Origin of the sequence: Desulfofustis glycolicus DSM 9705, from assembly GCF_900130015.1 — a bacterium.
GTDB classification, from domain to species: domain Bacteria; phylum Desulfobacterota; class Desulfobulbia; order Desulfobulbales; family Desulfocapsaceae; genus Desulfofustis; species Desulfofustis glycolicus.
The window spans coordinates 1-11,331 of sequence record NZ_FQXS01000054.1 but is presented as its reverse complement, the minus strand read 5'-3'; the positions used below and the strand labels follow the sequence as shown (position 1 = coordinate 11,331).

Genomic DNA, 11,331 nt, shown 5'->3' with positions numbered 1-11,331 from the left:
AGCAGCAACCCCGCAGGCAGCCAAGTGGCGCTTGAGCAATTTTCTACTGTGCATGGCAGAGACCGATTTGACCAGATCACCGGTGTTAAAGCCGATCATCTCCGCAATCGAAACAGTGATCAGGCACCGCCAGGCGATTGAATCACGGTGGCAGTCGGGCCACAGCAATGCTCGCCTGGAAGGCTTGAATAGCATTTTCCAGGCAGCCAAAGCACGGGCCAGAGGGTATCGGAACCCACAGACATTTATCAGCATGATTTACCTGATCGCCTCACCGGTTGGTAATCTGCTCAAATCCACTTGAAACGACGAAGAGCCGTAATCATGTTTGCCTTCATACCACTCGCCTGCGGCGTCGCCACGGCATTGACCTGCGTACTGGCCGCCCAGACCAGCAAGGGGATCATGAAGGTCAGGGTCGCCGTTCGCTTTTCGATCAGATAATTGTTCCGGCGGTCCCCTGGGGCGTCTGTTTTGATAAAGAAACGGACGAACCACCGGCCACCGGTATTCAGCGGCACACTAAACGCACCGCCGATAACCGCCGTTCTCTGCAGATACATGTCCTCAGCCTCGGTGGAGAAACCACCATAGGTCGCATCCCAGTACCCCTCCCCGCGCAAGATCTCCCCTTCTGGAAAGATCCGTAGCCGGAGCACATCTCCTTCCCGCAGACTAGCCGGATCCTGTTCCGGCACCAGTTCTAGGGGCAAACCGACAGCCGCCGGGAATGGATCGGAGGGGCCGTCGCACACCACATAGGTTTTCGCCCACTGGCTGGTGCGCATGCTCGTCTGTACCGATTCGGCATCGGCGGCGAAGGTGTGCAACGGCTTCAGAGAATGACGATTGCGGCCGTCCTTGTCGGTATACATCGCGAAATAGCCGGGACTGGTCTCGGCCATCAGCACGTAGGTGCCGGGCTTGTCATAGACGATCTCGTACGAGTGGAGGGATTTTCGTCGCGCAGCTGGATTTCCGCGGGCACACCTCCTTTTCAAATACCGCGAGCCGCAGACCGAGTTATACGGATCCTTGCTTGCCTCTCCGCTGCCGGGCTCATGATCTGCTGTGATGCCGTTTGGCAGATCAAAGGCAGCGAAACCGGCTTAGGCATATATAACTTATTATTGATAGCCATCATTTATTAGTGTATACTAATTTGTTTTCACCGACCGTTGCGAGTTAGACGGCAGGTTCATTTGAAAATCGGCGGAACAGGTTTTTAACCTGCGTCCGCTCACTTTCAAAAACCAACCAGCAATTCCAACCACGACGACGATTTTCATTGTTCGTTGTGACCTCCGGTCATGGCGGTAATAAACAATCTTCCGGGTGTTGCTATCCGGCCGAGGCCATGAGCGAATGCACCGATTCACTCGTATCGTCCTCCATCCCCTCCTAAACCTGGGAGTCAGGATAAAACTGCTGCTCATCCTGACCGCACTGGTGCTCTGCCCGACGCTGGCCCTGCTCATCCTGCTGGAAACGGTACCGCTGGCCACGGCCAAATCGATCACGGCGTTGTTTCTCATCGCTTCCTTCATCCTCATCTATCCGCTCTGTGAAATGCTCTCCTGGCTGATCGCGGGAAAAGATATCAAGGAACTCGCCGAGGCCTGCTATAACATCAAGCACGGCGAGTACCAGTTGCGAATCGAACTGCCGGACGAGGCCGACGACGAGAGCGAATTCGTCAAACTCAAACGAAGCCTCAACTGGGTGGCCCATGTCATCCAGCGCAAAAACGAGCGGCTTAACCAGAAACTGAAAGAGATCCAAGAGCACAAGCGGTTGTACCGCCATCAAGCCTATCACGACACGCTGACCGGCCTGCCCAACCGGCTGGCTTTCTACGAGCGGCTGGAGCGAGCGATGACGTATGCGGACAGCAACGGCTTCATGATTGCCATCGTTTTTCTCGACCTGAATAATTTCAAACAGATCAACGACACGCTGGGTCACTCTGTCGGTGACACCCTGCTGCAGGTCATTGCCGCCCGGCTCAAGTCCTGCTGCCGGGCCGAGGACGGCATCGCCCGGTTCGGTGGCGACGAGTTCGTCATCATGCAGACCCGGATCATCAGGGAAGAAGAAACCGTTTCCATGGTCTACCGGGTATTCGAACGACTCGGCGAGACGGTGGTCATCGCCGGTCACGAACTCTATCCGTCGGCAAGCATCGGGATCACGTTTTTTCCCCGGGACGGCGGCACGGTCGAATCATTGATCAAGAACGCGGATGTGGCCATGTACCAGGCCAAGGGTGGGCGCAACGGCCATTTCGCGTTTTTTGACCCGACCATGGATACCCGTCTGCACAAGGACATGGTGATGGAAAACCACCTGCGCCGGGCTGCCCATCTTCACGAGTTCCAGGCCTATTATCAGCCCCTGGTTGAAATCGACAGCGGCCGGTTGTCCGGCATGGAAGCGCTGGCCCGGTGGCATCGGGACGACGGGACGACCGTGCCGCCCGACGAATTCATCCCGCTGGCCGAGAAAACCGGGCTGATCCTCACGATAGGCGAGCAGGTGATCCGCGACGCCTGTCGACAGATGTGCCGGTGGCATGCCGACGGCTTTGACCATTTGGGCCTGTCGGTCAACATCTCCTCGATCCAGTTCCAGGATCCCGGTCTGCTTGATCGTATCCGCGCCCTTCTCGACGAGACGACATTCCCGGCCCATCTGCTAACCGTCGAGATCACCGAAAGCGCCGCCATGGACAATGTCGGCCACACGCTGAGCACCCTGCAGTCCCTCCGCGCCATGGGAATCAAGATCGCCATCGACGATTTCGGCACCGGCTACTCCTCGCTCGGTTACCTGAAACGATTTCCTGTCGATCTGCTCAAGATAGACAAATCATTCGTCGTCGATCTGCCGGGAGACGCCGATGCCTCGGCCATTGCCCAGACCATCATTTCCATGTCACGGACCCTGAATATCCAGGTGGCGGCAGAGGGAGTCGAGACGGAGGAGCAATACCGGTTCATGAAGGAGCACCAGTGCCACAAGGCGCAGGGCTTCCTGTTCGGCCGGCCGATGGTGGCCGCGGCTGCGGGAGAGTTTATCAGCCGGTTCCGACAGATGCGCACCTAACCGATCTGTTCCTGTTCGGCCGATCGGATCATGCCCCTCTTCCGCCGGGCTGGTACCGGCAAGCACCCCCTTACGGGGAGAGGCCGTAAGCCTCTCCCCGATCCAACTATGGGCGAATCGAGCGCTCGACCATCTCCGCCCAGGCCGCGATCTCTTCCGCGGCCTCCTCAGGGTCGCCGTCTATCCGCAGGGATTCGCCGATCACGTCGGCATCGAGGTCCTCCATTTTCAACTCCAGCAGATCAACCGCCCCACAGAAGTGAATAAAAGACGAATCACCGCAACCGAACAGGGCGACTTTCTTGCCCTGCAACTGTTTGGCGGTGTCGAGCTCCCGATAGAACGGGTCGAAATCGTCCTGGAATTCGATCTCATCCTCTCCCCAGGTTGACGAGCCGAGCAGCGTCAGGTCGTAGCCATTGCCAAGCTCGTCGGGCAAGGCCCTGACGACGTTTTTCACCTCGCCTTCATGCTGTTTCTCGACCAGGTAAGCAGCAATCATTTCCGCCACCCGCTGGGTGTTTCCCGTCGTTGAACCGTACACAATCAATACCTTTGCCATGTTATTCCTCACCGTTGTTGAATGACGACGCACCCGGGGACGGCATCGATGCTCGGCGTTTTCTCACGTCAAACCTCACCAGCCGTCTCTTTCTTGCCGCAGGTGCAGTTTTTACATTTTCCGCAACCGTGATGGTCGTTATGGTGCTTTTTCGGGACAATGGCCCGAAGAGAATCGGTACTCATCTCCAGCCCCCGGCGACCCATCGCATACACCCGGTCAACCGGAACCCCGGACACATTCAACCAGTTGACGAAGACGGCCGGCGCCTCCGGCTCGATCTCATCCAACCGGTCGGTATGAATAAAAACATTACCTGACCCGGGGTATTGCGTGGCCAGATAGAGGCTCAACTGCCGGGCCTTGTCGCTGGTAAAGCGGCCGTCGATGTCGATATGAACGTTGCCGTTGGCGTGCCGCAATGATAGGTAGTTTTGTAATTCCATGGTCTCGACTCCTTGTTGTTGTGTTGAATCATCCTACTGAACCGCCCGACTCAGTTCCTTGGCGAGTGAACTCAACCCGGAACTGCGCATCATCACGAACGGCTTCTGATAACGTTTGCACATGTTCTTGACACAGTAGCAGGCGTCATGGCTGACGCAATCCACCGGACAGAAGACCAGGTCGGCCCCGCCCAGCAGCTGCGGCAACAGTCGCCGCGCGTGTTCCTTGCCGCCGTCATGGTGGATAAACTGAGCGCCTAATTTTTCCACCATCTCCCGGTATCGGGGAACCATCTTATGCTGCCCGCCCACATAGAGGATGGTCTTGCCGCAGAGGTTCTTTCCCGGACATGCCTCGGTATTGACATCAGAGCACTCGGCACAGGGCTCCTCGACGGTGCCCGCCAGCAGGGCCAACTCCACGGCCTTCAGCTCACCATGCAGTTCCTCGAGCTCACGACACGCTCTCGTCAACTGTTTCTCCTGCACCCCCAAACTCTCCTGGGCTCGGGCCAGCTCGTTTTCCATCTGCTCACAGGCGGCTGCCAAACGCAGGTTCTCGGCGACAAGCTCACACTCACGGCAAAGCAGCCGCGCCAGACGATCACCCAGCTCCTTTTGTGCCCCGGCGTCGGCGGACGGCTTTTCCAAAACCTTTTCCTGCGGCTCCGGTCGGGCAGGCGGCAAGAGATGAACCCGCTCCCTGAGGACGGCAAGTTCCTGCAACAACTGCTCCTGCTCGGCAAGATGCTCGAGATGCTCTGCGGCTAGCACTTCCTCCAGGGCGCTCACCTGCTCCCGCAGGCTTTCCGTTTCCCGGGCATCGCGCCGATAGTCACCGAAAAAATCGTACCCAAGAAGATGACAATGGCCATAGACGCTGCTCAGATACTTGGCGCCGGCGGCGGGATGGGTCATAATCGCCCAATAGCCGCCGGCAATCTTGCCGGCGGCGAGATCTTCCTGCCACAACGCCTCGATCTCCGCCTCGTTGCTTGCCGTGGCATAGCGCTTGACGGCCAGACGGTACTTGGCGTCAAGCAGCTTGGCCAGCGCCCGGGATTGCTCGCTGCGGGTCGCCATGGCCGTGACCAGGTAGGAATGCATCCGAAAGTCTGAATAGCCGTCCCGGCAGCCGGAGAAGTATTTCTTCCGTGAGAGCGCACGCATGTCCTGGCGCCGCAGGCAAATACCGACAATGGAACAGTGGTAATTGGTAACCGTCTGCCAGGTGGTGCGCCGGCGACCGCTACTGGAAACGGTGCTCTCGGTCTCGCTGTCTTTTTTCATAATCCCTCCCCTGCGAACGCATTTCTTTGGTGCTACCTGTTTTTCTTTTCTCAAAAGCGGAATGCTCCAAATTAGAATTGCCTAACTTTGTCCAGTTTATCCAACCTTTTATAGATTCAAGTATTTTTTTAGCAAGTGCTAATTCTTGTTCGAAACCACTCCACAACCTCCACGTCGGAAACATCTTTGCTGCCCGTCCGTGCTCGCTTACTAACTGAAGTACCCAACAAAACGTTGGTCGGTGTTACACGTTTTCAGAAAGGTTTCCGGAAAAGAAGCATCGATGATCATCGCCTTGCTGGTCCATCACTTCGGTAACCCTTCCTCGATGACGATTGCAGCCAGCAGATCGGCAGTGCCAGTGCAGAAACCCAGGGACGTGTCGAACCAGAGATCCCCGCGCCGGCCGCCACGCCACCGCTGCAGCAACAGCAGCAGGGCAAGGGCTCAAACGACACCGGCAACCGACGAGGTCGTCCCGGCGGAGGCCCTCGGCCTGCCGGGAAAACGACTCTCGCCGGTTGTCTGCACCTCAGGCAGCAGCGATTTGGGGAGCTGCGGCCAGCCGGAAGGTTCGAACTCCTGCCGGTGCAGTGTCAGCTCGTGCAGCTGACAATTTTCCCCCCGCAACCAAAACGATCAGAACTCGTAGCGCAGCTGGGTGGTTAACACGTCGGCCGACTCGCCGGTGCCGCCGTCGTCGACGCCGTAATCCTCGTCGTGATAATATTCCAGGGTCAGTGTGGTTGCCGGCAGAATCATCATACTCGCCGCGGCGATAGCGCGCTGTTCCGGCAGACCGAGAGCCGTAGCTTCGTCGGTCCCCTGGACGCCGATAGCAAAGGTGGTGTCCTTCTCGCCAAAGGCGGTGCTGTAAACTGCTTCCAGGCTCCACGCCTTGGGTTCCGCTGCACCACCGGCAAACTCTAGTTCGGCAAAGGAATCAAGCGCCTGGACGTATTCACCAATCATCGTTACCGGCCCGAACGTAATCATGATATCGGCACCGAAGCCGCCGACTTGATCCTCGATGCCCTCGGCTCCCATTTCGTCAAGATAGCCGGTTATCCCGCCGGAGTCGCCGATGTTGCTGACCCAGCTCATCCCGGCCGCGATCCCGACCGGGTCAAACTCAAGCTCATAACTGAGGCGCGCGCCGACACCAACGGTATCTGCCACGTCCATCTCGTTCATGCCCTTGTAGGCGTAAACAGCGGCGCCAAGTCCGGCCAGGCCAAGATCCAGGCCGACCCCGGCCGCCCTGATCTCGCCGATCTCCAGGGTCAGCGGATCCTGCAGCATGGCCGTCTCAAACGAGCCGAAGGGCACATAGAACAGGCCAGCACTAAGAGATGCCGGCATCTCCTCACCGTCGCCGAGAATGACGAACGCCTCGTCGATGGTCAGCGCATCGTCTTCATAGGTGATCAGCATGTGGCCACTGGCCCATTCGCTCATCTGGACGTCCAATCCGATTTCGGCGGTGGCCAGGGACGCATCGGTAAACGACTCGCCGGAAAAATCCTCGCCGGTGGCGGCCTCCACTTCAATGGTCCCCGACAGGGTGACATATTCGCCGATTTGACCGGCCGCATCTTCACCCTCGGCCCCACCGGCGGCAACCGATTCCTGTTCGGCGCGTGCGACAGCCCTGGCGCCGCGGAGTTCGGCCTCTATTTCCACCATCCGCTTGGTCAGCTGCTGGTTCTGGTAGACCAGTTGTTCCATCTGGCGGCGCAACTCGGTCAGATCTTCATCGGCAGCGGCAACGGGTGGCCCCCCTGCCAAGAGAAATCCGGCGGCAGCTGCGAGGAACGTCATTTTTTTCGTACCGTAATGCATGTTACCCTCCTTCGTTCTTGATGATTATGCGATACATCGAAGGCCTCTCGCGCGGAGGCATGTCAAACCAGCCCGACCATCAACACACCAAGGCAACCGTCATTCTTGAGGAAAGCTGCTCTTCCGTCCCTCGGCGACACACGGTTACCCATGCAGCCATGCACCGGCAGCGCTTGCGCACTGCGCAAAAGACTATTGGTATTAAGGTTCGTCAGGGTCCTTCTTCCCGTCGGCGGGTGTCTCGTTTTCACCGGCGCACGGAGCATCCTTTCCCCAATTGTTGTTTGACCCGGAACAGCACGACGAGCCACACGAGCAACCTCTTTTCACGACAAAGGCGCGATAGAGGTACCAAACCGCACCGATGACGACTGCTCCTGTTAAAAGAAAATCCCAATACGCCATAATTTCGATCACTTCAATCCAGGTGATGGATCGCCGGTCATCCCCAGGTGACCACCGACATTGCCAGTACTGTCATGCTCAGACCGTTTCTGCCCCAACCACGTCATTCGAATTATTCCCGGCACGGGAGCAGTTCCCCAGGCACGTCTGAAAGCATGCGCCCCCACGTCCACCCGTTTCGCCATTCACATCGCCTCCGGACCTGCCCTGCGCGCTACCCTTCCTCGATCATGATCACCGTCAACAGGCCGACAAAGCCGTCTTCCAGCGTCATCGGCCGCCGCTGCAGCCGGACCGGACCGCACCCCTGTGCCTCCAGGAGAACGATCAGTTCATCAATCCCGGAGAAGGAGTAGAGGAAAGTGCTCCCGTTGCGCCACTCGACGCCGCGCACCACCGCGTCGCACACCGGTTGCCTGCCGCCAAGATCGATGCACTCGTAGCGCTTGAACGAGTCGAGGAAAGCAGCCAGCCTGGTCTTCCAGATCCGGCCCCGATCAATGAAGATGATCTGGTCCACTAGGTTTTCCAGATCCTGGACGATGTGGCTGGTAACAAACACCGTCTTGTCGCCGTTTTTTGTGAAATCGTGAAGCACTTCCAGGAAAAGTCGCCGGTAGCCGGCATCGAGCCCCAGGGAGAAATCGTCGAGGATGAGCAGATCCGGGTTCTGTGCCATGATCAGGCCAAGCACTACCTGGGAGCGCTGCCCACAGCTCAGCCGATTGAGTCGCGACGAACGCGGCATTCCCATGCGGTCCACCAGATCGTAAAAACGGTACGCCTGCCACTCGGGATAAAAGGCGCCATAGAATCGCTCGCTCTGCTCGATAGTCAGGAAGTCATAGGCCAGATGCCCTTCGCGCAACAGACCGATGCGACCTCTGTTCAGCGGCGACAGGTCGTGCGAATCCTCGCCGAGTACCCGGCAGACGCCGCGTACCGGCTTGAGAAAGCCCATCAGGGTATTGACCAGCGTCGACTTGCCCTGGCCGTTTTTGCCCAACAGACCGCAGACGGCGCCCTTATCGACGGAAAAGGTGAGATCTTCGTACACCGTCTTGCTGCCGTAACGGTGGCACAACCCGCTGACTTCGGTGGCAATTTCGGCCAATGCAGCCCGCCCGCCCCCTTCCGGTGACGGCAACTCGATCCCTCGAAACGGCCAAAGATTGTCATCGGCACCGACTCCGGCGGGCTCCCCGGGACAGCCGCCCGTGCGGCCGATCCATGTGTGCGATGTATTATCCATCGGGCGATGCTCCGTGTCCCCTGGTGCCGGTTAAAAGGATTAAACGAACAACAAACCGGGGCCGGCAGGTCCCGCTCGACCGGCCGGCCCCTTCCTCCTTGGAGTGATTCAGCCTGCGTTACTTCATATCCCGGGCCTGGATCCAGATCACCGCATCGCGAGAGCACTCCTTGCCCTCGTAGCTATAGTCCGGGTCCAGACCGAGCGCCGCAAACCCCCACCAGCCCGCACGCGGGATGCCGTATGTGAACACCCCGTTCTCATCGGCGAAGATCGTCTGCAGCACGAAGGCGTCCTGCGGCGCTGCCACCTGCCCCTTTTCGGCAAACGCGTTCTTCTCCAGCAGTGGCTCGTGATTCAGGTACTCGATCTCGATCTCGGCATAGGGCACCGGCTTGCCGTTGAACAGTACCCGCCCCTGGAAAACGTTGCCGGTCCAGCGGTCGTACGGCTTGGCCAGCGGCACGATCTCCACCGGCAAGCCCACCGGCTCGCTCCAGGCGCCCGGTTCGCCGCCGACGTTGACGATCACCTTGGTGGACTGCTGGATATAGGAATCTTCCTCTGCCTCGAAATAGGGCGCCGGTACCAGGCAGAAGATATGGTCGCCGCCACGGGCCTGATAGCTGGTCTCGAACGCCTTACCGCTGTTGGTCAGGCTCTGCCAGTCGATCGGTGTCAACGTGTCGAGCAGATCGGTGCGCTGCGGTTCGTTCTCGCCCCGGCTACGGACCACGAAGAACTGCTCCGGCTGGCCCATGTCCATGGTGTGGCCGGCATCGAAGGGGTGGGTGAAGACCAGCTTTAGCGGAATGCTGCCGCCCTTGTTCAGGGCCGAATCAGGAGTATAGATCATCTGGAAATGGGCCGACGCGGTGGCCGCCGCCCCCAGCAGGACCGCCCCGGCAAGGGTGCTCACAAGCGTTTTTTTCATTATCGTTTCTCCTTGTTAATTGGTTTTTGCCGTGTGTCAGATGCCGATCACTGAACGATTTCCTTGCCCGGAACGACGATGCTATGCCCCTCACCACCGTCGAACACGACACTGAACTCGCCGGCCGGCCGGTCGAAGGTGAATTCGGAATTGCCGTCCATGGCCCCTTCCTGCAGCACCTTCCCGTCATTGCTCTCTACCCTCACGGCCACGCCGGATGCGGATGAGCCGTCAGAGTAGCCGCCTTCGCAGGTGATCGTGTCGTCGCCGTTGTCAAAGCACGAGCAGAGCGGCGTGTGGGCGTTGACCGTCCCGACGGTGGCAAAAATTACCGCCGCAGCCAGAGCCATCTGTTTCATTTTGTTCATTTTACTTGTCTTCATAAAACACCTCCCGTTTGTTTTTTAGGACCAGCTAATTTTCGATGAACTTACCGGCAGAGGATATTTCTGTCAACACATTTTATTAGGCTGTCCTTATATTATTTTCAAACTCTATTATTATTAGGCATTATTAATTCAGATCCGACTCTTTTCCCCACTCCGCTCAACAAAATTGTTTTGAGAAAATCACGGAAGGAGCGTGTCGTGCTCCGGGAAGCGGTGTAGCCAAGACATGGTATCTGTAGGTCTGGACTGATGGGGCTTCGTGTTGAACGACAATTAGAATTCCCGATTGAACAAAGGTATAGATCATTCAAATCCGACGAAGGAGGATTTGAATGATCACAGACAACCAGGTGAAGCGATTGAGAACGTATCTACAGCAAGGCAAGACGTTGGGCTTGGCGGCAGCCAAGTCCGGCATGGATTCGAAAACAGCAAGGAAATATCGAGATCATAGCAAGCTGCCCAGTGAAATGAAAGCTGAGCAGATGCGCAGCTGGCGCACCAGAGATGACCCCTTTGCCGAGGAGTGGCAGGAGGTAGAGCGGTTTTTAGAGCTCAATCACGGTTTGGAGGCAAAGACGCTTTTTGATCATTTGCAACGAACTTATCCGGGCCGATTCAGCGACGGCCAACTTCGGACATTTCAACGCAAAGTGAAGTACTGGAGAGCAACGAAGGACCCGGCCAAAGAGATATATTTCCCCCAGATTCATAAGCCGGGCGAGCTGGGTCAGTCAGATTTCACCTGTATGAACCGGTTGGGGATCACCATTGAAGGACAGCCCTTCAACCACTTGATCTATCATTTTGTCTTGAGCTACTCGAACTGGGAAACAGGGACCGTCTGTTTTTCCGAGAGTTTTGAGAGTTTGAGCGAAGGGCTGCAGAACGCTTTGTGGACACGTGTAAATCAGCGTGCAATAATGACCCCCTGAGAGCCGGAATCAGCGTCGAAAATTGACCCCCTATGGTATCCCTCCATGGTCAAGAATTGACCATGGAGGGAGGGGGATGCTGATAGTGGAGACGATCGCCAAGATACGCCGATATCATTTCGTTGAGGGCAAGAAGATCAAACAGATTGTCCGTGACCTGCGGATATCGAG

10 protein-coding genes and 1 pseudogene are annotated in these 11,331 nt (G+C 57.5%); 3 read left to right on the top strand and 8 right to left on the bottom strand.

The annotated features are described in order from the left end of the window. Positions 1-304, top strand: a 304-nt coding sequence (locus BUC26_RS23685) for a transposase (protein ID WP_208609879.1), incomplete at its 5' end; no start/stop codon positions are given. Here the strand turns inward: BUC26_RS23685 and BUC26_RS21835 are convergent. Further along, positions 291-1,001: a DUF4198 domain-containing protein gene (locus tag BUC26_RS21835; protein ID WP_073379455.1), complete on the bottom strand. Its 711-nt coding sequence runs from the start codon at positions 999-1,001 to the stop codon at positions 291-293. The two genes, BUC26_RS23685 and BUC26_RS21835, sit on opposite strands and share 14 nt — an antisense overlap. 364 nt (positions 1,002-1,365) lie before the next feature. Here BUC26_RS21835 and BUC26_RS21830 point away from each other — a divergent pair, with 364 nt between their 5' ends. Next, complete coding sequence (locus tag BUC26_RS21830) at positions 1,366-3,105, top strand: putative bifunctional diguanylate cyclase/phosphodiesterase (protein ID WP_073379453.1); 1,740 nt, start codon at positions 1,366-1,368, stop codon at positions 3,103-3,105. A gap of 106 nt (positions 3,106-3,211) precedes the next feature. Here BUC26_RS21830 and BUC26_RS21825 read toward each other — a convergent pair whose 3' ends face one another. The 7 genes from BUC26_RS21825 to BUC26_RS21790 all read right to left on the bottom strand — a co-directional run bounded on the left by BUC26_RS21825 (position 3,212) and on the right by BUC26_RS21790 (position 10,219). After that, positions 3,212-3,667, bottom strand: a complete 456-nt coding sequence (locus BUC26_RS21825; RefSeq protein ID WP_073379451.1) for a flavodoxin — start codon at positions 3,665-3,667, stop codon at positions 3,212-3,214. Between the two features lie 68 nt (positions 3,668-3,735). Then, the gene (locus tag BUC26_RS21820) at positions 3,736-4,113 is read right to left on the bottom strand and encodes a hypothetical protein (protein ID WP_073379449.1); all 378 of its coding nucleotides are present in this window, start codon (positions 4,111-4,113) and stop codon (positions 3,736-3,738) included. A gap of 33 nt (positions 4,114-4,146) precedes the next feature. Next, on the bottom strand, positions 4,147-5,403 hold the full coding sequence (locus BUC26_RS21815) for a DUF2325 domain-containing protein (RefSeq protein ID WP_073379447.1): 1,257 nt from the start codon (positions 5,401-5,403) through the stop codon (positions 4,147-4,149). 639 nt (positions 5,404-6,042) lie between these two features. After that, complete coding sequence (locus BUC26_RS21805) at positions 6,043-7,245, bottom strand: LbtU family siderophore porin (RefSeq protein ID WP_073379443.1); 1,203 nt, start codon at positions 7,243-7,245, stop codon at positions 6,043-6,045. A gap of 619 nt (positions 7,246-7,864) precedes the next feature. Beyond that, positions 7,865-8,902, bottom strand: a complete 1,038-nt coding sequence (locus BUC26_RS21800) for an ABC transporter ATP-binding protein (protein ID WP_084540847.1) — start codon at positions 8,900-8,902, stop codon at positions 7,865-7,867. 118 nt (positions 8,903-9,020) lie between these two features. Continuing rightward, positions 9,021-9,836: a DUF4198 domain-containing protein gene (locus BUC26_RS21795; protein ID WP_073379441.1), complete on the bottom strand. Its 816-nt coding sequence runs from the start codon at positions 9,834-9,836 to the stop codon at positions 9,021-9,023. Between the two features lie 47 nt (positions 9,837-9,883). Further along, positions 9,884-10,219: a hypothetical protein gene (locus BUC26_RS21790; RefSeq protein WP_244155930.1), complete on the bottom strand. Its 336-nt coding sequence runs from the start codon at positions 10,217-10,219 to the stop codon at positions 9,884-9,886. Between the two features lie 338 nt (positions 10,220-10,557). On the opposite strand from BUC26_RS21790, the pseudogene BUC26_RS21785 reads away from it, so the two are divergent. After that, positions 10,558-11,124 (top strand): annotated as a pseudogene (locus tag BUC26_RS21785) (IS21 family transposase); the annotation flags it as partial. Positions 11,125-11,331: the final 207 nt, after the last annotated feature.

What these genes read in the sequence shown, in the direction of transcription:
- BUC26_RS21805 (WP_073379443.1), bottom strand. Translation starts at nt 7,245, where the DNA reads ATGCATTACGGTACGAAAAAAATGACGTTCCTCGCAGCTGCCGCCGGA.
- BUC26_RS21825 (WP_073379451.1), bottom strand. Translation starts at nt 3,667, where the DNA reads ATGGCAAAGGTATTGATTGTGTACGGTTCAACGACGGGAAACACCCAG.
- BUC26_RS21820 (WP_073379449.1), bottom strand. Translation starts at nt 4,113, where the DNA reads ATGGAATTACAAAACTACCTATCATTGCGGCACGCCAACGGCAACGTT.
- BUC26_RS21830 (WP_073379453.1), top strand. Translation starts at nt 1,366, where the DNA reads ATGCACCGATTCACTCGTATCGTCCTCCATCCCCTCCTAAACCTGGGA.
- BUC26_RS21790 (WP_244155930.1), bottom strand. Translation starts at nt 10,219, where the DNA reads ATGAAGACAAGTAAAATGAACAAAATGAAACAGATGGCTCTGGCTGCG.
- BUC26_RS21800 (WP_084540847.1), bottom strand. Translation starts at nt 8,902, where the DNA reads ATGGATAATACATCGCACACATGGATCGGCCGCACGGGCGGCTGTCCC.
- BUC26_RS21795 (WP_073379441.1), bottom strand. Translation starts at nt 9,836, where the DNA reads ATGAAAAAAACGCTTGTGAGCACCCTTGCCGGGGCGGTCCTGCTGGGG.
- BUC26_RS21815 (WP_073379447.1), bottom strand. Translation starts at nt 5,403, where the DNA reads ATGAAAAAAGACAGCGAGACCGAGAGCACCGTTTCCAGTAGCGGTCGC.